Raw genomic sequence first — 21298 nt, forward strand, 5'->3', positions numbered from 1 at the left:
ATCAAACTCTCCATAAAAGAGCGATTGATTAGCTCATGTTGTCTTGCTTTAAAAATTGACGCATGGCATAAAACATTGTTCAGTTTTCAAAGATCGATTACATGTCTTTTTTGCGACAAAATCTAATTTACCAGTTTGACCTCAGAAAGTCAATGGATAATTGAGTTTTTGTTTCGCTTTTTTTGTTCGGTTGCCGTTTTCTTTTCCGACAACGATTAATAATATAGCATGATTTCATTTTATAATGCAATACTTTTTCATGATTTTTTTCGTTTCCTTTTGAATACTTTTTAAACAAAAACCGCAAAAGAGCATTTACGCTTCTTTCACGGTTCCGGTAAGACGGTGAAGCAATAGGATCTGATACGTATTACATACAAACAACCCTATAATCATAAGCCATGTATAGGCGCTGTCTTCAAGGTACAAACCCGGCAGCCATTCCAATGTAGTGATTACCACCATGAAAAACAATGCCGGCAGAAAAGCGGAAGGATTCGTTTCGTATGCTTTTCGTTTCGCTACAAGATAAGACAGCAGTAACAGAACGACGGCTGTTAAAAGATATCCCCATAAACTCCCCTCCTCATCAGCCAAATAACGGAAATAAACGAGATCGAACAATGTAAATACGATAAGGAATGCCTGTAGCGGCCGCCAAAAGCCGCGGAACATCCCTATCGCAAACTGGTTGATCATTAAATAAGCGAAAAATCCCATTTGACTTATCACACTGAAAATTAAACCGTACCCCAGGAAAAAGAGAAGAACTCCGAAAAACTCCCCAGCCTGAAAAGGGTCCATCGCTTCTCTATATGCATCGGGTCGGAAAAAGAAACTGGCCACGAGGACGACTATTCCTCCAAGTACCAGCGTAGTCATAAACATCCGAACCAATTTACGAGTGTTCACATCATTTCCTCCCTGTTCTTATATGTTTCTCACCTCACGTATTTTATCATGAAGTGAGTGTTTTTTGGTTTCTGGCACAAAATATTCAAAAAGAGAAGGGAAACCTTCCGTCCCGGGTGATAAAAAAAACGCGTAAAACCAGATTCATTCATCTGATTTTACGCGTTTCCGGTTCAGACATCTCTCTATCCTCAGTCTTCGTAACTGTCGATGACCTTGGCCGCGATATTACGGTATATGACACCTGTAGGGTGATTCTCCTGATACACAGCCGGCGCGAAGATATCTTCCTCTTCATAAGGCTGTTGCAGAGGGATATGACCGAGCACGCCCGTCTTCAGCTGTTCAGCGAGTTTGGCTCCGCCGCCACTGCCGAATACGAATTCTTTCTTTCCGGTTTCCGCACTCTCGAAGTAAGACATGTTCTCAATGACTCCCAAAATCTCATGTTCCGTCTGCAGAGCCATCTGACCTGCACGAGCCGCAACGAATGCCGCTGTCGGGTGAGGTGTCGTCACGATGATCTCTTTTGAAGAAGGCAGCATGGAATGTACGTTGAGCGCCATGTCTCCGGTTCCCGGTGGCAAGTCAAGAAGCAGGTAATCGAGGTCGCCCCACTCCACTTCTTTGAAAAAACTGGTCAGCATTTTCCCGAGCATCGGCCCACGCCAGATGATCGGAGAGTTATCTTCCACGAAGAATCCCATAGACACGAGCTTCACGCCGAAACGCTCAGCCGGAATGATCTTTTCTCCACGTACGACCGGTCGTTCCTCGACACCCATCATGTCCGGCACGCTGAAGCCGTAGATATCCGCGTCAATGATGCCGACTTTCTTTCCGAGCCGGGAGAGAGCAATCGCAAGGTTTACGGTAACCGTAGATTTCCCTACGCCCCCTTTACCACTCGCAATCGTAAGGAATTTAGTGCCCGTCTGACCGATGAGGTTCATTTCCTGTTCATCTTCGACCCCTTGCTGGAATTTACCGATCGTCTCTTCCGGCAGTTGATCGAAGCGAAGACCGACGGTAGCCGCTCCTTCTTCTTTCAGTTTATTGACGATACTCTGCTGAAGCTGCATCTGTTCTGCTGTATTCGTTTTGGCGATAAGAAGCTTTACGCTCACGTGCTCTTTCTCTTCTTTCACCTTTATCTCTTCTATACCTTCTGTTTCTTTGAACGTTTTATGTAAAAACGGATCCTCGACAGATTCAAGGATTTCCCTGATTCTTTCTTCTGTTACCAAATCGTTCACCACCCTTTCATAATCACTAGTCGTAGTATAACATATGTGAAACGCTTACTAAGTAATTTGCTTATATCTCCCGCTTAATTTCTTTTCTTCATTTCGCGAAAGACTTCCGGGGAACTTTTCCACTGCCGAGCAGTAGAGCACTCACCAGGAGAATAAAACCGCCGCTTATCAAAAACGGAGACCCGAACCACTGCTCTACTGCCCCTGCTCCCGATGATCCTGTGACGACGCCGAGGGAGAAGAAGGCGTAAAAGATGCCGTACGCTTTCCCTCTCTCCTTCTCTTTTGAGGTACGGGCGATCATTTCGTTCATCGAAGGAAACAAAAGGGCGAATCCTAATCCGTACGTCACCATCAGCACCACCGTCCACGCAACACCCGCGACGATATTCAACGCCATAAGCGACAAACCGATCAGCACGAGCCCACCGATGACAAGAAGAAGTGGAGAATAGAGGCGATACACTTTATTCAAAGGCGTGATAAAAACAATCAGCGCCGTAATCCCGAACACGCTCAAAAACGCTCCGGCAAGAGAAGCCGGAAGTCCGAAACCTTCCACCTGGAAAGGTAAAGCGAACGCCAACGTCCCATTACTTACCATGAGAGCAAAAGCGGCAATCGACGCCTGCCACAGCACCTTGTTTTTCAGCAATGAGACGAACCCGTTTCCGACAGCCTCCCTTTTTTTCTCTTCGGGTAAAGTGACAGGAACGAATTTCCAACCGAGAATGAATGCAATCAGGAAAAGGCCCGCCACGAATAAAAAGACATACGAAATGTCGGAACGCGTAGCCATAATACCTCCAATAGCGGGACCGGCGATTGCGGCAATACCGATAGCCGCTCCTGTATATGCCATCGAGGCTTCCCCGTGATTTCTGCGTGAGAGGTCCCCGACAATCGCGAATGAAGCCGGAATCAGCACCCCGCCGAATATGCCGTGGACGAAACGGAGCAGCAACAGCTGTTCATCCGTATTTACCAGCGGATAGCACAAAAGCAGGAGAAACACGAAAGCCATCGCGGACAGGAGGACTTTTTTCCGGCCGATCCGATCGACGCCATAGCCCCCGAGAATATTCCCGAACATATTGGAAAACGAATAGATCCCTACAATCAGACCGGCCATCAGTTCGCTTGCGCCCAATTCCACGGCAAACGGAGAAATGATCGGCAACTGTACGAATGTATCCATGAACGTGACAACGATGATGAAATACAAAATTTTCGTCATGAGGACTCCTCCAGAACTTACGTTACAAAATAGACGACTCCCTGTACATATACCTGGACCGCCGCGTAGAAAACGAGCGAAAACTTCCAGTTAAAGACGATTCCGTTCTTAAATGAATTGATTCCGTTCGACCCGCTCAGCACAATCGTCGGCATAATGAGCGGAGACAGGACAATGGAGATGACACTCCCCGATGTCACAGCAAGCACGATCAATTCAGGCGGATATGGAAGTTCGATACTTGTCAGAATACCGGCGACGAGTACCATTACAGTCAAAGGACCGAGCCCGGTGAACCCGAGAAGAATCACGATGAACGGAAGCAGGCTGAGGAAGTTGACGACCGGCAGCTGTTGTTCCACGACTTCCAGCAGCACGACAGCGTTTTCCGCGAAATTCGTCTGATTCAGCGAATAGATCAACGTTCCGACACTCAGCATGACACTGAGTTGATACCCTTTTCCGAGTGTTTCATTCACTACGTACCGCTTGCTTTCCTCCCACAGCTTATTCCCCTTTTGCTTCACCGTATAATAAAGGAGGCCCCACACGATGATGACGAGCGGAATCGTGATCATCAGTTCGGCCGCAAACAGGGCATGCAAAAGGAAAATAGGACCAAAAAGGGAAACGAAAAGGAGCACGAACTCTCCCGCTTTCTTCCTGTCCCCTGTCTCCTGCTGCCGGAGTATTTCAGAAAGCTCTTCCTTGATCCCTTCCGTAAGAGAAACGCCGGATTTCTTTTCCTCGAATTTCGAAAAAACGACGGCGATCAAGGTACCGACCATAGCAAGAAAAAAGCCCTGCAGCATCGCGAGCCAGAGCGACGCCCCCATCGTCTCCACCGCGAATATAAAGCTCGGAATACTGATCACCCATAACGTGGACAGAGCGAAACCGCGCAGCAGCGCTGTTCCTTTGAACCGCTCCCACGCTTCGCCCCGTTCGTTTTTCAAAAAGTCATTCACGAATTCATAAAGCATCGGAATCACACCGAACAGGAGAAAGTGGGCGATTACCTGCGTGAACAGCGTTATCCCGGTGTACAGTTTCCGGCTGGAATCGATCAGTCGCGGGGCGGCACGGAGAACAGCCGATAAATAATCATCCTCCCGCAACACGATACTGATGAAAGGAATGATGATCAACAGACCGATGATGTCACGCATCAGCAGAAATCCGTTCTCCATGCCTTCCGTGATGTTATGCCCGGACCAGTCCGTAATGATCATCCCGATTGTGAACAAAATCAAAGGCAGCTTGAACTGCCGGGCCCCGGTGCGGACCAGTGCAAATAAAAAAAGCCCGCCGCCGGTTACCGCCAACAGTTGGATTACGAGAGACTGCGGGTGGAAATACGTATAGAAATGTAAAATCGCATACAAAACGACGGTGACACGAAGCCCCCACGCCATAATCCCTCTCCTCCTATCCTTCTACTTTTGCTTCACAAAGAAAAACTGACGGCGTTCCTGCCCGTCAGCTCTTCTCCCTTTTCATCGTGTTCACGAGAGTTCCGAGACCTTCAATGGACACTTCGACTTCATCGCCGTCTTCGAGCCAATCTTTATCATCGAGTTCCATTACGACCCCTGCAGGCGTTCCGGTCAGAATCACATCCCCCGGTTCGAGCGTTATGTAGGCAGATATGTAGCTGATCAGAGTAGCGCAATCGAAAATGAGATCGGAGGTGTTCGAGTCCTGGCGCAGTTCGCCGTTCACCCGGCACTGGATCTGTAACTTACCCGGGTCTCCCGCTTCGTCCACCGTTGTCAAATAAGGACCGATCGGACAGAAACCATCCGGTGATTTTCCGACAAGCCACTGCTTCGTCCGGAACTGTAGATCTCTTGCTGACAAGTCGTTAGCAGGAGCATAGCCGGCCACGCACTGAAAGGCGTCTTCCTTACTTACGTGTTTAGCACGCTTCCCGATTACGATCGCCAGTTCCGCTTCGTAGTCCATCTGTTTTGCATCCGATGGGATAACGACAGACGTATGAGAACCTGTCAGCGCATTAGCGAATTTATTGAAAAGAAGCGGGTATTCCGGTGCATCCATGCCGGATCGATCCGCATGCTCCTGGTAGTTCAACCCGCTGCAAATGATTTTTTCCGGACGGTCGACACACGGACCAAGCGTTGTTTCCTTTACGAGAGGGGCCTCTTCGACGTAAGCACTCACTTCTTCAATGGACGATTCCAACCAGGTAAGGAGTTGCGGCACCGTATCCACTTTTTCGGATACGTCACAAACTCCCTCGTCTGTGTAAATCCCCGGTGTCCATTTATCATCTTTCCAAAACGTTACGATTTTCAATGCTGACCCTCCTCGACTCTGTTGACATTCCTTCCTTATATTATCACAAAAACAGGAAATACTGGTGCTGCTATGCTTAACTATTCACGAATAGTACCACCTCAGGATTACCCACGACGTTTCAGATACCTGTACTGTTCACTCGGAGTCTTCCCCCGTAAATTCTCATCTTTCGCACATTCCGCTATCAGTTCACTGCAGATCATCTGGTTCGGGTTGTTCCACCTCTTGCCGTATTTGAAGATATACCAGAAAAACATCCACAAATCATATCGCTTTTCGATATGTTTCAATGCTTCTTTCTCGTTCCCTTCAATCTCCAGTATTTCGTACTCTTTCAAGTCGAAATGTCTGATCTGGACACCTTTCGGGAAGCGGGAATCGATGATGTGATACTCGTCGATCCATATCGCATTATGGCTCCATCTTCCCGCTGTGAATTTCTGTATGAGTCTTGATAGCACTGACGTATTACGGGAAAAATAAATTTTCATACCTTCACCCCCTAGCCTTGTTTTCTTCAAACGCTTCTAGTTGTTGTGATTTCCCTTTTCTATCTTTCAGTATGCCATTAAATATAACCAACATCTGAAAGCTACTTCGATTATTTTAATCTTATGTATGCTGAAGTTGTGACTGCAGGGAATAAATATACTCTAACCATTGTGAAATTATTTCAATTGTGCTTCCTATTCAATAGAAGTAGAAATATCCTTCAATGTTTGACGTAATTTAGACATTGAAGGAACTTTGTTTTTATAAAAAGTTTTTACAAATTTTCAATCCTTAGAAACATATAGAAAAAAGTCTAAATCTGCTTGTAGATGATCCCTCATTAATTTTTCTGCTTTCTCCGCATTGCGATTCACAATAGCTTGATAAATATCTTCATGCTCTTCGATCAGTCTAGGACGGTTATGGTACACAACCGTTTTTCGAAACAAGTAGATAATTGATTGCATTCGATTGATGGCATCAATCATAAATCTATTGTTGCTAGCTTCTACAATAACATCATGGAATTGTTTATTTGAGACCATTATCTCTTCATAGTTACCTCGTTTGCTAACATCTATACTTTCCTTCAAAGTAGCCAGCCTTTTATTATCCATATAGTAAGCAGCTGCTCGTGCAGCGTCCCCTTCTAAAAGCATTCGTACTCGAAAGATGTCTCGAAGGTCGGATTCTGTTGGTTTCACCACCCGTTTTTGTTTGACCAACCCTTCTTCTTCAAGCTTTCTTAGCGCTTCTCGGATTGGAGTTCGACTCACGCCAAGCATTTTAGCGAATCGATCTTCAACTAACTTATGGCCTCCTTCAATGTCTCCGTTCAATATCTTCTCTCTTAAATATTCATACGCTTGAGTATAAGCAGAATTTCGTTTAGGTGTATTCATCATTATAGTTTCTCCAATCACTGAGGTTTATAAAAGTTTCTTTTGTCCTCTTCTCTATCTTCTATTATAACATTCTCACAAACCTCTATTAGATGAACATGGTGCAGCAAATTCAATTTTGTATACATTTTTATATAAAGTGTATACAAAATTTGTTTTTTGTACTACAATAACTTTAATTCAATATGAAAGCGCTATTTTATGGAGGGAAGAACATGAGGGTTGGATTTATAGGATTAGGAATCATGGGTAAACCCATGGCATCGAATTTGGTGAACGCAGGGTATAACTTAACGGTCTTTGATTTGAATAAAAAGGCTATGGACGATGTTATTAAGCTTGGAGCCTCAGAAGGTTTACACGCTACTCATGTCGCAGAAGAAAGCGATGTTATATTTACCATGCTTCCTAAAGGAGACCATGTGAAAAGCGTGCTTTTCGGTGAAAACGGAATTGTTGAAGCTAGAGGTTCTTCAAAGATTATCATTGATATGAGTTCAATTTCCCCTGTAGATACCAGGGATTTTAATGAAAAATTGAACAACCATGGTTTTTCTTTGATAGATGCCCCTGTTAGTGGTGGAGAACCGAGAGCGATTAATGGAACGCTTTCCTTCATGGTTGGGGGAAATGAACATGATTTCCAAAATATTAAATCACTTTTCGACGTCATGGGCGAAAATATTGTATTAGTGGGCGACGTAGGAAGTGGTACAACAGCTAAGCTTGCTAATCAAGTGATGGTGAACGTGAATATTGCTGCTATGTCTGAGGCTTTCATTCTTGCTGCGAAATCTGATATCGATCTTGAAAAAATGTATAAAGCAGTACGAGGAGGGTTAGCAGGAAGTGCAGTTCTCGACGCAAAAACACCCTTGTTATTGGAGCGTAATTTCGTGGCCGGGGGACGTATAGATATTAATGCAAAAGATCTCACAAACGTAATGGGCACGGCAGAAGAATTGGATCTCGACCTCCCCCTATCGCGTCAAGTACTTGAGATGTACCAAGATCTAATTAGTGATGGTAAGGGAAGTGACGATCACGGTGGTCTCATTCAATATTACGAGAAGTTGGCGCGTATGGAAGTGAAGAATGATAAATAAGTATAGAAAGGATGAACGACATGGATCAATCTCTACACATCGAAGATTACATTAAAAATTTGGCTACTCAGGATAGTGACACTTTACAACGAATGTGGGGTGAAACGCACTCTTCTTTTCATCATAAAGTTGTCGTTTTGGATGATGATCCTACGGGCGTACAGACAGTTCACGATATCTCTGTGTATACAGATTGGGAACAGGAAACGCTCAAGAATGCTTTTGAAGAAGACAATCAAATGTTTTTTATTTTGACCAACTCTCGTTCTTTTAGCGAAAAGGATACGATTGACGTTCATAGGACGATTGCTGAGCGCATAGAAACTATATCGAAAAAAACGAATAAGCCCTACCTTTTAATAAGTCGTGGTGATTCAACGTTGCGAGGACACTATCCAGTGGAAACCGAAACGTTAAAAGACGAAATAGAACGTTACTCTCAAACCACATTCGACGGGGAGATATTGATTCCTTTCTTCAAAGAGGGTGGTCGATATACCATCCATGGTACTCACTACGTGAAAAATGAAACCGGCTATATCCCAGCGGGAGAGACGGAGTTCGCAAATGATCGTACATTCGGGTTTCGCTCCAGTGATCTTCGTGACTATGTCGAAGAGAAAACGCACGGGCGTTTTTCTAAAAAAGAAACAATAGTAATTACGTTAGAATCTTTAAGAAGTATGGATATAGAGAAGATCATTTCCCAATTGCATACTGTTTCAGGGTTCAGGAAAATTGTTGTTGACGCTGTTACCGAAGAAGATCTTCAAGTTTTCTCCATAGCATTGATCAAAGCTGTTGAAAGTGGTAAAAAATTCTTGTTCCGCACAGCTGCCTCCTTTACCAAGGTGATCGGAAATGTGGCGAGCAAACCATTGCTTTCCAAAAATCAGCTGGTTCATGAGCACACAAGGCATGGAGGCCTTGTGATTGTAGGATCCCATGTCCAAAAAACAACGGAGCAATTAAAAGAATTAAAAAACTTAGATTCATTGGTGTTTATTGAATTTGATAGTCATCTCGTTACAGATAAAGAAGCGTTTAAGAATGAAGTACAAAGAGTAACTGATGAGACGGAATCTTCCATCAGATCCGGAAAATCAACCGTCATTTACACGAGAAGAGAAAGGCTTGATCTTGGGGAAGACCGGAAGGAAGAAGAACTGCAGCTATCCGTGGATATCTCTAAAGCTGTAACAACAATAGTTCGTTCCCTGACTACTCAGCCGAAGTATATAATCGCCAAAGGCGGCATAACTTCGAGTGATATCGGCACCAACGGACTGAACGTGAAACGGGCGAACGTCATGGGGCAAGTTGCTCCAGGTATTCCTGTCTGGGAAACGGATGAACAAAGCAAGTTTCCTAACCTTCCTTACATCATCTTTCCAGGAAATGTCGGAGATAAAAATACTCTCAAAGAAATTGTGAGTACAATCAATTAAATAAAAGAGGTGAATGCACCCTGCTCCCATTTATCAAGGAGAGCAGGTGTGACACTCTCATCTTAAATTGTAGGAGTGATTATGTGTTATCTGGCAATCTATTAATTATCATCTTTTTTCTATCGCTGGCATTTCTATTTTTCTTGATTTTGAAAGTGAGACTTAATCCCTTCCTTCCGCTCTTTTGACGGGTCTTGTCATAGGTTTGCCTGTATCGGAAGTACCAGGGATAATTGTAAGCGGTTTCGGAAATACGCTCGCTGGTGTTGGTGTTTTAATTGGATTAGGGGTAATATTTGGGCAATTTCTAGCTGCGTCGGGAGCCATTAAAAAAATTGCTCAATCTCTTTTGAAAGTATTCGGAAAAGAAAAATCCCCTGCCGGTTTAGCACTAACGGGGTCAACGGTTGGTATACCTGTTTACTTTGATGCCGCTTTTGTTATCTTAACTGGTCTCATTAAGAGTTTATCAAAAAAAACAGGGATCTCCATCGTTTCGTTTGTTACGGCGCTTGGTGTTGGTTTGATCGTATCCCATAGCATGATTGCACCTACCCCGGGTCCACTTGTTGTAGCTGAAAACACAAGTGCTGATCTTGGTTTATTCATCGTTTACGGACTTCTATGTGCCATCCCGGCTACCCTAGTTGGGGGATACTTCTACGGAATGTTCATTGGAAAAAGGGTAAAGCAGCAAAACTATACTGAACACAGTACTTCTGAGATAGATGCTGTTAAGAATAGGGAGGAGCCGAAGATCAGCACAGGACTGTCTTATGCTATCCTTTTATTACCCATTGTTTTAATTTTACTCAATACAGTGACTGATTTATTAGCTGAAGGTACAGGATTTGCTACTGCAATTGGATTTATTGGAGATAAAAACGTAGCTCTATTTATTTCTGTAATGGTTGCTGTTATTGTACTTCCTAAGTACGTTACAGAAACGAACCAATCTTTGTATTCTCAGGCTATTAGTACAGCTGGAAGTATTCTTTTGATCACAGGAGCTGGCGGAGGTTTCGGAGCAATTATTAATGAGAGTGGTATTGGGGATCATTTGATTCACACCATGCAGAACTGGAGTATTCCTGTTATCTTGCTTGCATTCATCTTCTCACAGATCTTACGTGCTTCTTTAGGATCGACAACTGTAGCCCTGGTCACCACATCCAGCATTATCGGTCCAATGATTTCCGAACTAGGGGTCTCCCCTGTTCTGGTCGGACCGGCTATATGTGCTGGTGGGGTTGGTCTATCACTTCCAAATGACTCTGGATTTTGGGTAGTGAACCTATTTAGCAATCTTTCCATCCCTGAAAAGCTTCGTGCTTAGACTCTAGGTGGATTCGTAGCTGGAGTAAGTGCCCTTGTAATGGTATTTATATTGAGTTTGTTTAGTGGAGTGTCGCAAGGGATTTAGTTAATAAATGAATTAAAAAGTCACTCTCCTAATAACGAAAGCATTATCATGACTCTCCTTTGGAGTTAGTGATGATGCTTTTTCTTTCAAAGACTCATTATCCACGTTCAAGATGGAGAAAAGGCACTATCAAAAATAACGTCAGCTTTGTTTTCATCTTTCTCAAAGTCTGAACTATATATACAACTTTCACTATCAATTCCACTTATACCAGTGCATTTGTGGTACTGTATATGCAAATAGGGAGGTATCACTGTGATAAAAATCGCTCTCATTGTTCCAGAAACTAATTTTATTGAAAATGCATACCGTATTTTTGAGAAACACAACCAGGTAGAAGCTGTTGAAGAGGATTCTGTAGACACTTTTCATATGGAAGAAATTGTTGTTGAAGGAGATAGGTTGAAATCCTATCATTTCGATTGCGATGTGATTATATCAAGAGGTATCCTTGCCCAAACATTGAAAAACAATAGCCAGGAAATCCCTGTAGTCGATATTCCCGTGCCCGGATATGATTTAATAAAAAGCCTCCACCTAAGTAAAACGACTTACGGAAAGAAAAAGACTGCTGTCATAGGATCACAAAACATGATTTTTGGCGTAGAATCACTTTCCGAAATTATAAATATCCCTATCAAATCGTACATTTTAAAAAATCATCGTCAGAACGAGGAACTAGTCAATTCAGCGATAGAAGATGGTTACGAAGTAATAATAGGTGGAAAAAGAACGTGCGAGTATGCCGAGGAAATTAGTGTGAGCAACATCTTCATTCGAACAGGTGAAGAGGCGTTATGGCAGGCTATTACGGAAGCAAAGCGTCTCGCTAAGGCTGGAAGAAAGGAACTCGAACGAGCTAAAAGATATAAGGCAATACTCGATTACGCTTACGAGGGCATCATTGCAACTAATACTAATGGGGAAATTACAGCTTTCAATAAAGCAAGCCAAGAAATCTTGTCTGTTAAAAGCAAGGCTATCACAGGAAACTTTATCGACAAGATTATCCCTAATGGTAGGCTACATCGCATTTTGGTAGAAGAACAAGAAGTTGAGAATGAGATTGTCAACTATAAGAATACACAATTGATGGTTAGAAAAGTAAATATAAAATTTAGAGAGAATATTGTTGGACACGTAGTCACATTCCAAGACGTCTCCGGTATTCAATCCATGGAAGGTGAAATTCGCAAAAAAATTTACACACGTGGACACGTAGCTAAATATCACTTTGAAGATATATTGTATGAAAGTTCAATAATGGAAAAGGCGGTTAGTCTCTCAAAAAGATATAGCAAAACTCAATCCAATATATTGCTGCACGGAGAAACGGGAACAGGAAAAGAACTTTTCGCACAGAGCATCCATAATTACAGCGAATATAGCAGTGGTCCATTCGTAGCTGTAAACTGTGGGGCTTTGCCAGAAGAATTACTTGAGAGCGAGTTATTCGGGTATGCTGAGGGAGCATTTACAGGCGCTTCAAAGAAAGGAAAGCCAGGTGTTTTCGAACTTGCTCATGATGGAACGATTTTTTTGGACGAAATTAGCGAAATGCCTCTCAATTTACAAACAAGACTCTTAAGAGTACTTCAGGAACGAGAAATAACTAGACTGGGAGACGATAAAGTCATACCCATTAATGTTAGAGTAATTGCGGCCACAAACAAGGAATTATTTGATTTGTTAGGAGAAGAATTCCGAAGAGATCTATATTATCGTCTAGAGGTGTTAAAAATTGAACTTCCATCGTTGAAGCAGCGTCCAGAAGACATTGAATTTCTTATCGAAAACATCATTCACTCTTTTCAAGCACGTGAAGATAAAGAAATTAATTTTACACCTGAAGCAGTAGAACTAATGAAACAACAAAGGTATGACGGAAACGTGCGCCAATTACAGAATATATGTGAACGTTTATTTGTTCTTTACGACAATGAAGTAACCGCATCGGATGTGAAGTATGTATTAACTAATGAAAGAGATGTCGAACCACTATCGTTGCCTTACACTAATGGAAACTCAGATACCTTCGTAGAAAGACAGGACTTGGAGAAGCAATACTATCAAGACGTACTAAAAAAGACCAATTATAATAAGAAGGAAGCTGCAAAACGCCTAGGTATAAGTAGAACGACTCTATGGAGGAGAATGAAAAACTTAGGGCTGTTAAAATATCCGGATTCCTGAAACGTTGAAACAATCGTTTCAGGAATATGTTTCAAAATAAACTCAACTAACTATAGCTGAGTTTATTTTTATGGATTCATTCGTTCTTACACATTTATTTTTATATTTTTAAAAAATTAATTTAAAACATTAGAAAATAAAACCAATGGAATTCCATGCAAAATATAGGAGCTAATGTTTATTTGATATAAACCTTCCACGAGAACAGCTAAGAGCCGTAAACACAAGGAAACTGGGTCGGCAGAATAAGCTCTTACCCTTATCTTCAACCATCAATAAAATTTAAATTGACCACCATTCTATATTATAAGATTTCAATCATTTATCTACTAATCGCCATGTTTTTTCAATAATTTTATACGTGAAACCATTAGTTGGCACGAAAATTGCATATAAGAATAGTGAAAGCGCTAACTTTAAAAAGAGGAGGTGATTACTAATGATCAAACAAAATCCTGTCAAAAAAAAGATTAAGCACAACGAAACCGCGATTGGAACCTTTGTAAAAATGACGGATCCATCATCTGTAGAAATAGTCGGTCTAGCAGGTTTTGACTTTATTGTAATTGATACTGAACACGTCGGATTGAACAAAGAAACTGTTGCACATTTAATACGTACAGCTGAATTGTACGACGTCGTTCCAATAATGCGAGTGAAAAAAAACGAAGACACCGAAATATTGCAAGCGCTTGATTCTGGTGCTTTGGGCGTTCAGGTTCCCAATGTCGTGACACTCTCTGACGCACGACACGTCGTGAATAGTACGAAGTATGCTCCGCTGGGCAATCGTGGTTTTGCTCCCAGTCACCGTGCTGCAGGTTACGGAACAATGGACAACAAAGATTATGTAAGAATGTCGAATGAAGAAACATTAATTGTTTGTCACTGTGAGTCCAAAGAGGCTATAGAGCAACTTGACACGATTCTAAAAGAAGAGGAGATTGACGTCGTTTTCATAGGACCTATGGATCTCTCCCAATCATTCGATGTTATCGGGGAAGGCGATCACCCGAAAGTAAAAGCAGCAATTAATGAGATTATACAGAAAGTAAAAGCACACGGAAAAGCTGTTGGAACAGTGGCCCCAAACGCTGAAGCTGCGAAAGAGTTCATTGAAGCAGGAGTAACATATGTAACGATTAGCTCAGATCAAGGAATGATAAGTGCTTTTGGTAGACAGCATATTCAACAGTTAAACGGTTTACTTAACGCTTAATGAATGAAGTAAAGTAAGTAAATATTAATAATCAAAACATTATTTAGGAGGAAATTACTATGTCAGAACCAAAATTCAAAACCAACATTACTAAAGAGGAAATGGAAAAAGAAAGAATAGTTCGTTTTGACGAACTGAAACAAACTGGTGTACCGTTGATGTTCATCGACAGCATTTTGCCTGGGCATCAGCGAATGAACTATTCCTATGTCGGGGATACAGCTAGTGAAAACCCTGACTATACGGCAGCTATAACCCAACCTCACGATTTCCAGATTGGTATGGTAAAAGCAAAGCCTGGAAATGGTCCAGCCTATCACACCCATGACTACATTGAGGCTTTCTTTCCTTTGACGGGGCAATGGAGATTTTATTGGGGGAATTCGGAAGACGAGATTGAGGGAGAAACCATTATAAATCCATGGGATTTAATTTCGCTTCCTCCTGGACTATGGAGAGGATTTGAAGTGTTAAGCGACAGTGATGAAGAAGCTTGGCTACTCGCTGTACTTGAACCACATAAAGTTTTTGACGGTAAAGATCCTCATTGGGCCCCACAAATCATCCGTCAGGCAGAACAGTATGGATTTAAAGCTGATGAAAAAGGAAAAATGATTCCACCAGAAAATTTCAAAGATCTTGAGAAAGAAATGGATGAAAAACTTAACAACGATAAATAAAGTTTTAGTTGAGTCGTGTGACAGATGGGCAAACAAAGTCCTCCTTAGTTTGCCCATCTGTTGCAACTTAACAATGTAAACGTTAACAATTAGAAGTCTTAACAATAGAAGGTGATTTCGATGGAAAAAACTCCTTTAATTCTGTTACCTGGAACATTGTGTGATGAAAAGCTGTGGTTTCATCAAGTATTAAATCTCTCTGATATTGCGGATGTGAGAGTTGGAGACCTAACTCGTGATTCCTCCATCTACGATATGGCAATGCGAGTACTAAATGGGGCCCCTAAACAATTCGCTTTAGCAGGACTATCCATGGGAGGTTTAGTAGCGTTAGAAATAGTTAAACAAGCTCCTCATCGCGTTAGTAAACTAGCCTTGTTAGATACGAATCCACTTCCCCCATCAGCTGAGCAAATTAACAATTGGAAGCGATTTATCGATATGGCTAACGAAGGACATTTCATAGAAATAACTCAGAAGTACTTATTACCTCTGTTAATTCAATCAAACAATCAAAGTAACACTGAATTAGTTGAAACGATCTACCAAATGGCTGAAAACGTAGGAAAAGAAGCAATGATTAAACAAATGACAGCTCTTCAAAAAAAACCTGACTACACTAGAGAATTGTCCAACATTACCTGCGAGTCCTTGGTAATATATGGAATTAAAGACAAGATGGTAGCGCCTGAAATACAAAAGACACTTAGGGATAACATCCCTAATGCCCATTTAAAGGAAATCGAAGATGCAGGACATCTTTGCAGTTTAGAGCAACCTCAAACGGTAACAGAAACTTTACGCTATTGGCTAAACGATCAAAAAAATTAGGGAGGCGACCTAGGAAATGACTCTAAAAAAACTTTTATTGATGACTGTATTAGTTCTCGGATCAGCGTTAATCGCAGGATGCTCATCTTCTGATCAAAATGGTGAAGCCAAAGACAAGACTACCATACGATTGGGACACGATAGTAGCACCGACAGCCCGGTACAAAAATCTTTAGAGAATTTTAAAAAGAACGTGGAAGAAAAATCGGATGGAAATATTGAAGTTGAATTGTTCCCATCTGGGCAATTGGGCGAAGTAAAAGAAATGATGAAAAAGGTGCGCCGCGGAGATCTACAAATGAGTTTAGGAGCAACCACATTGTTCACAAAAACTTTCCCGAAATTTTCAGTGTGGGACAGTTTTTATCTATTTGACAGTGCAGATCACGCTCACAGAGTCTTGGATGGCAAAGCTGGCAAAGAGTTGATGAAACCTTTAGAAACTAAGGGACTTACAGGGCTCGGTTACATGGAAATAGGTTTTCGAAACTTTTCTAATAGCGTTAGACCTATAAATGAGTTGCAGGACCTTGAAGGATTAAAAATACGGGGCTATAGTCCTTTACAAATCAAAGCCTGGGAATCTCTTGATGTATCATTAACTAATATAGCTTGGACAGAGGTATTCACTTCCTTACAGCAAAACTTGATTGATGGGCAAGAAAGTGCGACATCGAGTTTCTACAATGAAAGGTTCTACGAAGCACAAAAATACTGGTCAATGACAAAACATATTTATACGAACTTTTTGTGGTATGCAAACGAAGAATTTATGAGCCAGTTATCCGAGGAAAATCGCGAGTTAGTAGAAGAAGAAGCTAACAAAGCGATTGAGATGGAAAGAGAATTAATGGCCGAACAGGAAACAGAAATTTTGGAGGAATTACCAAACAAAGGGGTCGAAGTTAATGAAGTGCCACTTGAAGTAAGAAGAGAGATGGGCGAAATTATGAATGAGGCCATTAAAGAAGACATTATTGAGGAAGCTGGTGAGGACACATATAAGATGGTCATGGAAGAAGTCAAATCAGAGAGAAAAAATGAGTAGAATATTGTTCTCCTAGAAATGAAATTCTAAAGCTAGAGTCGCAAATTTAATGAATAGTGGGGCGAAAGCTAATGAAAGAAATATTCACTTGGCTAGATAAAAATTTTGAACCAATTCTAATTGCACTGTTGTTTTACGGTATGACACTGCTAGTAACTCTACAAGTCGTCTTGCGTTTCGGTTTTGATACTGGATTCTCTTGGTCTTCTGAGTTATCGAGATTTATTTTCGTCTGGCTAATGTATTTCAGTATTTCTTATACTACTCGAACTCAATCCCACATCAAGATCAGTACATTCGTATCGTTTTTCGGCGAAAAAGTTCAGAAGATTATTTTAATTGTCGTGGATATGTTTTTTATCCTTTTTTCGACGATATTATTTGTTTCCTCTATCAAGATTTACCAGTCCACTAAGGAATTCGGAGATATGGCAGTTACACTTGACGTTTCTATGAACATTCTTTACGGAGCTGGTGTGGTAGGGTTTTTGCTTATAATGATTAGACTGGCCCAACGTATTGTGTATAAATTAAGAAATTTTTCTCTCCCCTTAGAGTACTTAGACAACAGCAGTGGATTATTCAAAAGTAAGGACGACGTTTTCTTTGCTCCAAAACAAGACAACCATCCCTAAGAGGTAGAAGAGAAGCGATTAAATAGAATTACAAGAGGATGAATTATATGACTATAGGCGTGTTATTTGGTAGTTTTATCGTTTTGTTATGTTTATCTGTACCAATAGCTATAGCGTTGGGATTAGCTTCCGTGGCGACCATTTTTGTAACAAATCCCGTGGGAATAGATGCCTTTACACAGAACGTCATTGAAGGGCTGGACTCTTTCCCCCTAATGGCTGTTCCTCTCTTCACCTTCGCCGGAGACATTATGGGGAGAGGGGGGATATCCCAAAAACTTTTGGATCTTTCAAATGTTTTCTTCGGACGTTGGACTGGAGGATTAGGTGTTATTTCAATCGTCACATGTTTATTTTTTGCCGCCATTTCTGGAACTGGATCAGCTACAGTAGCAGCCGTGGGGATGATAATGATCCCAGCCATGGTGAAAAGTAACTACAACAAACCTTTCTCAGGTGCACTTGTAGCTACAGCAGGAACGGTAGGTACACTTATCCCACCTAGTATTACAGTTATCATCTACGCAGTAACGGCTGGGGTTTCCGTTACTGGTATGTTTGCGGCTGGTATAGGTCCAGGCATTTTAGTAGGGATAGCCCTAATCATATACACTCTTTTTTATTCCAAAAAACACAAATATAAAGGAGATCCGCGAAAATATTCGTGGAAGGAAATTTTTATTATACTGCTCAAAGCTGTACCTGCTTTGTTGTTACCAGTAATTATCCTAGGTGGAATTTATGGAGGAATATTCACTCCCACAGAAGCAGCAGCCGTTGCAAGTGTCTACGGAATAATTGTAAGTGTTTTTGTTTATAAGGGGGTTACTGTTAAAGATCTTCCTTACATTGGATACAACTCATGCTTATTAAGTGCAGCAGTTCTGATTATTATCGGCATTTCCTCGGGGTTCGGCCAGATACTAACAATTACGCAAATGCCAACTACTATCGCTGATTTTATTTTGAGTATTACTTCAGATAAGATTATGGTTTTGCTTTTAATTAATCTATTCCTGTTACTCATCGGAACCTTTATGGAGACCAATTCGGCTGTTGTAATACTTGCTCCAATATTACTGCCAATAGTCATGGAGTTAGGAGTAGACCCTATACAATTTGGCATTATTATGGTTCTAAATTTGGCAATAGGATTCATCACACCGCCACTTGGTGCCAACTTGTTTATGGCTAGTCAAGTTAGTGGTATCAAGTACGACAGTCTAGCAAAAGCAATTGTACCTTGGATTTTGGTTATGATTGTAGTTTTACTTTTCGTTACTTTCATTCCACAAATATCGTTAAAAATTCCTGACTTGTTAATAACTCCAGGCTAATGTACGACAGTTTCACAATTGTAATGAAATTCTGAACATTTATTGCGATATTTCTCTTACAAAATTAATAAACACAGTTGGGGCATAATACAGATGTATATTTAAACTTATAATTTAAAGAAATAAACAAAAGGGGTTTTGATTTATGGATTACGTTGAGCTACGCACTAATATAAAGATGCCACAACTCGGGTTCGGGGTATGGCAGGTAGATAAGGAAGACACAAAGTCTGCGATAATAAAAGCACTGAAAACCGGGTATCGCTCCATAGATACGGCAGCTATTTACGGAAACGAGAGCGAAGTAGGTCATGCCGTTACTAGTAGCGGTGTTCCGCGTAATGAATTGTTCATTACGACGAAAGTTTGGAATTCAGATCAAGGTTACGAAAATACACGCAAGGCTTTTAACGAAAGCCTTAGTAAACTGGGACTTGATTACGTGGACCTTTACCTTATTCACTGGCCGACACCTGAATACGATGAATATATTGAAACGTACAAAGCAATGGAACGATTACAACAGGAGGGAAAAGTTAGGGCTATCGGCGTTTGCAACTTTGATATTGAACACCTTCAACGTCTTATGGATGAGTGTGATGTGAAACCTGCAATTAATCAGGTCGAGTGCCATCCATACCTTGCCCAGATAGAATTAACAGAGTTTTGCAAGGAAAACGGCATTTTGATGGAAGCTTGGAGCCCATTGATGCAGGGGGGAGAAGTTTTAAAAGACCCTATTGTCCAGCGGATTGCTGCGCAGCACGAGAAGACAGGCGCTCAAGTAATCATTCGTTGGCACTTGCAGAACAATCGTGTCGTTATTCCGAAGTCTACCACGCCTGCCCGGATTGAAGAGAATTTTAATGTGTTCGATTTCGAATTAACTAAAGATGATATGAAAAAATTGAACGGGCTAGACAGAGGACAAAGAAAAGGACGTAAGCCAAGTGAAATGAATATCCGATGATTTTATTCAGTCTTTGATTAGAAAACAGATTATATTCATCATAAGATCTTTCTATAAGTTAAGTAAATAACATTTAATCGACTAGATTTAAATAAGGATAAATACAAGAACAACGTTATTCTACACTTATCCAGTGTGGCCCTTACGAGGTATGTGAGGTCTTTGAAAATCGTAAATTTTATTTACATTAATGGTTTCCTCCTTAACAATAATCGCTACTCTATATTGAAAGAAAAAAGATTCTACAAAAACACTGTCTTGTGGCCTCGTGGTATCAGTCAGTACGTAATATCGAAATTAAAACAAACGAAAGAGGTGATACGGATGAGTTTAGTATCAATGAAAGACATGTTAAAAAAAGCTAAACAAGAGCAATATGCAGTAGGTCAATACAATATTAATACCCTGGAGTTTATTCCAGCCTTATTACGGGTTGCTGAAGCGCAGAAATCTCCGTTAATCCTGGCATCTTCGGATAGCATGGTGGACTTTTTAGGTGGTTTTCGAAATGTGGCGTCTATGGTAACAATCTTATACGATGAAATGAGTATAACGGTTCCAGTAGCTCTTCACCTTGACCATTCACAAAGTGTTGAAAGATGTAAGCAAGCAATCGACGCTGGCTATACCTCAGTAATGATTGACGGCTCTCATTATGATATAGATACGAACATTGCCTTAACAAAGGAAGTTGTTGATTATGCTAAAAGCCGAGGGGTTTCTGTAGAAGCAGAAGTAGGATCTGTTGGAGGAGAAGAAGATGGAATAATAGGGTATACGAAATATGCTGACGTGAAAGATTGCGTCCGTCTAGTAAAAGAAGCCAACATTGATGCGTTGGCGGCTGCACTTGGTTCTGTTCACGGGCCATATAAGGGCGAGCCGACATTAGGTTTCAAACATATGGAAGAAATATCAACCAGAACTCAAGTTCCTTTGGTGTTACATGGAGGAACTGGTATACCTGCGGATCAGATTCAGCGAGCGATTTCTCTAGGACACGCGAAGATTAACGTAAACACTGAGAACATTCAGGTCTGGACAAAAGCGCTCAGAGATAAACTGAAAGAAGATGAAAACGTATATGAACCCAGATTAGTTTTGTTGCCTGCCATAGAAGCAGTAGAACGATCGGTCGAGCAAAAAATCAAAGAATTTGGCACAAAAAATAAGGCAAATTGAAGGTCTGCGTCAAATAACGATTTATTTTTACGTTCTCGCCGCAGTTATACAAGCTTATCTCGGGCTTCGTCGTGAAATCTATTATACACAAACTAAGACGAGAGG

General features: G+C 41.3%; 19 protein-coding genes. 12 read left to right on the forward strand and 7 right to left on the reverse strand.

Features of this window, described 5'->3' with window-relative positions; all coding sequences use genetic code 11:
* Positions 1–315: 315 nt before the first annotated feature.
* The 7 genes from BW944_RS13855 to BW944_RS13885 all read right to left on the reverse strand — a co-directional run bounded on the left by BW944_RS13855 (position 316) and on the right by BW944_RS13885 (position 7124).
* Complete coding sequence (locus BW944_RS13855; protein WP_084193770.1) at positions 316–912, reverse strand: KinB-signaling pathway activation protein; 597 nt, start codon at positions 910–912, stop codon at positions 316–318.
* A 191-nt stretch (positions 913–1103) separates the two neighbouring features.
* Positions 1104–2159: an Mrp/NBP35 family ATP-binding protein gene (locus tag BW944_RS13860; protein ID WP_076560699.1), complete on the reverse strand. Its 1056-nt coding sequence runs from the start codon at positions 2157–2159 to the stop codon at positions 1104–1106.
* A gap of 97 nt (positions 2160–2256) precedes the next feature.
* Positions 2257–3405: an MFS transporter gene (locus BW944_RS13865; protein WP_076560702.1), complete on the reverse strand. Its 1149-nt coding sequence runs from the start codon at positions 3403–3405 to the stop codon at positions 2257–2259.
* Between the two features lie 17 nt (positions 3406–3422).
* Positions 3423–4820 carry a hypothetical protein gene (locus tag BW944_RS13870; RefSeq protein ID WP_076560704.1) on the reverse strand — a complete coding sequence of 466 codons (1398 nt, stop codon included), beginning with the start codon at positions 4818–4820 and terminating at the stop codon, positions 3423–3425.
* A gap of 64 nt (positions 4821–4884) precedes the next feature.
* Positions 4885–5724, reverse strand: a complete 840-nt coding sequence (locus BW944_RS13875) for a fumarylacetoacetate hydrolase family protein (RefSeq protein WP_076560706.1) — start codon at positions 5722–5724, stop codon at positions 4885–4887.
* A gap of 107 nt (positions 5725–5831) precedes the next feature.
* Positions 5832–6218 (reverse strand): C40 family peptidase, encoded by a 387-nt coding sequence (locus tag BW944_RS13880; RefSeq protein WP_076560708.1) that lies wholly within the window; start codon positions 6216–6218, stop codon positions 5832–5834.
* Positions 6219–6503: 285 nt separating this feature from the next.
* A complete protein-coding gene (locus BW944_RS13885; protein ID WP_076560710.1) occupies positions 6504–7124 on the reverse strand; it encodes a GntR family transcriptional regulator in 621 nt (206 codons plus the stop codon).
* 212 nt (positions 7125–7336) lie between these two features.
* Between BW944_RS13885 and garR the strand changes: the two genes are divergently transcribed.
* The 12 genes from garR (at position 7337) to fba (ending at position 21193) form a co-directional block, all read left to right on the forward strand.
* Positions 7337–8227: a 2-hydroxy-3-oxopropionate reductase gene (gene garR / locus BW944_RS13890; protein WP_076560713.1), complete on the forward strand. Its 891-nt coding sequence runs from the start codon at positions 7337–7339 to the stop codon at positions 8225–8227.
* Between the two features lie 20 nt (positions 8228–8247).
* Positions 8248–9675, forward strand: a complete 1428-nt coding sequence (locus BW944_RS13895) for a four-carbon acid sugar kinase family protein (RefSeq protein WP_076560715.1) — start codon at positions 8248–8250, stop codon at positions 9673–9675.
* Positions 9676–9880: 205 nt separating this feature from the next.
* The gene (locus tag BW944_RS13900; RefSeq protein ID WP_327291353.1) at positions 9881–11011 is read left to right on the forward strand and encodes a GntP family permease; all 1131 of its coding nucleotides are present in this window, start codon (positions 9881–9883) and stop codon (positions 11009–11011) included.
* A gap of 342 nt (positions 11012–11353) precedes the next feature.
* Entirely contained in the window at positions 11354–13291 is a 1938-nt protein-coding gene (locus BW944_RS13905; protein ID WP_076560716.1) for a sigma 54-interacting transcriptional regulator, read from the forward strand.
* 439 nt (positions 13292–13730) lie between these two features.
* On the forward strand, positions 13731–14510 hold the full coding sequence (locus tag BW944_RS13910) for an HpcH/HpaI aldolase family protein (protein WP_076560718.1): 780 nt from the start codon (positions 13731–13733) through the stop codon (positions 14508–14510).
* Between the two features lie 59 nt (positions 14511–14569).
* Entirely contained in the window at positions 14570–15190 is a 621-nt protein-coding gene (locus BW944_RS13915) for a cupin domain-containing protein (protein ID WP_076560720.1), read from the forward strand.
* A gap of 120 nt (positions 15191–15310) precedes the next feature.
* Positions 15311–16021, forward strand: a complete 711-nt coding sequence (locus BW944_RS13920) for an alpha/beta fold hydrolase (RefSeq protein ID WP_076560722.1) — start codon at positions 15311–15313, stop codon at positions 16019–16021.
* A gap of 16 nt (positions 16022–16037) precedes the next feature.
* A complete protein-coding gene (locus tag BW944_RS13925) occupies positions 16038–17069 on the forward strand; it encodes a TRAP transporter substrate-binding protein (RefSeq protein WP_076560723.1) in 1032 nt (343 codons plus the stop codon).
* Positions 17070–17140: 71 nt separating this feature from the next.
* Entirely contained in the window at positions 17141–17704 is a 564-nt protein-coding gene (locus BW944_RS13930; protein WP_076560726.1) for a TRAP transporter small permease, read from the forward strand.
* A gap of 47 nt (positions 17705–17751) precedes the next feature.
* On the forward strand, positions 17752–19041 hold the full coding sequence (locus BW944_RS13935) for a TRAP transporter large permease (RefSeq protein WP_076560728.1): 1290 nt from the start codon (positions 17752–17754) through the stop codon (positions 19039–19041).
* A 145-nt stretch (positions 19042–19186) separates the two neighbouring features.
* Positions 19187–20011 carry an aldo/keto reductase gene (locus tag BW944_RS13940; RefSeq protein ID WP_076560730.1) on the forward strand — a complete coding sequence of 275 codons (825 nt, stop codon included), beginning with the start codon at positions 19187–19189 and terminating at the stop codon, positions 20009–20011.
* A gap of 324 nt (positions 20012–20335) precedes the next feature.
* The gene (gene fba / locus BW944_RS13945) at positions 20336–21193 is read left to right on the forward strand and encodes a class II fructose-1,6-bisphosphate aldolase (RefSeq protein WP_076560732.1); all 858 of its coding nucleotides are present in this window, start codon (positions 20336–20338) and stop codon (positions 21191–21193) included.
* Positions 21194–21298: the final 105 nt, after the last annotated feature.

The sequence above is a fragment of the Salimicrobium flavidum genome (assembly GCF_900156645.1).
GTDB classification, from domain to species: domain Bacteria; phylum Bacillota; class Bacilli; order Bacillales; family Halobacillaceae; genus Salimicrobium; species Salimicrobium flavidum.

Bases quoted from the DNA above. Each gene is read 5' to 3' on its own strand.
- BW944_RS13865 (WP_076560702.1), bottom strand. From the start codon at position 3,405: ATGACGAAAATTTTGTATTTCATCATCGTTGTCACGTTCATGGATACA.
- BW944_RS13870 (WP_076560704.1), bottom strand. From the start codon at position 4,820: ATGGCGTGGGGGCTTCGTGTCACCGTCGTTTTGTATGCGATTTTACAT.
- BW944_RS13880 (WP_076560708.1), bottom strand. From the start codon at position 6,218: ATGAAAATTTATTTTTCCCGTAATACGTCAGTGCTATCAAGACTCATA.
- BW944_RS13885 (WP_076560710.1), bottom strand. From the start codon at position 7,124: ATGATGAATACACCTAAACGAAATTCTGCTTATACTCAAGCGTATGAA.
- garR (WP_076560713.1), top strand. From the start codon at position 7,337: ATGAGGGTTGGATTTATAGGATTAGGAATCATGGGTAAACCCATGGCA.
- BW944_RS13895 (WP_076560715.1), top strand. From the start codon at position 8,248: ATGGATCAATCTCTACACATCGAAGATTACATTAAAAATTTGGCTACT.
- BW944_RS13910 (WP_076560718.1), top strand. From the start codon at position 13,731: ATGATCAAACAAAATCCTGTCAAAAAAAAGATTAAGCACAACGAAACC.
- BW944_RS13915 (WP_076560720.1), top strand. From the start codon at position 14,570: ATGTCAGAACCAAAATTCAAAACCAACATTACTAAAGAGGAAATGGAA.
- BW944_RS13920 (WP_076560722.1), top strand. From the start codon at position 15,311: ATGGAAAAAACTCCTTTAATTCTGTTACCTGGAACATTGTGTGATGAA.
- BW944_RS13925 (WP_076560723.1), top strand. From the start codon at position 16,038: ATGACTCTAAAAAAACTTTTATTGATGACTGTATTAGTTCTCGGATCA.
- BW944_RS13930 (WP_076560726.1), top strand. From the start codon at position 17,141: ATGAAAGAAATATTCACTTGGCTAGATAAAAATTTTGAACCAATTCTA.
- BW944_RS13935 (WP_076560728.1), top strand. From the start codon at position 17,752: ATGACTATAGGCGTGTTATTTGGTAGTTTTATCGTTTTGTTATGTTTA.
- BW944_RS13940 (WP_076560730.1), top strand. From the start codon at position 19,187: ATGGATTACGTTGAGCTACGCACTAATATAAAGATGCCACAACTCGGG.
- fba (WP_076560732.1), top strand. From the start codon at position 20,336: ATGAGTTTAGTATCAATGAAAGACATGTTAAAAAAAGCTAAACAAGAG.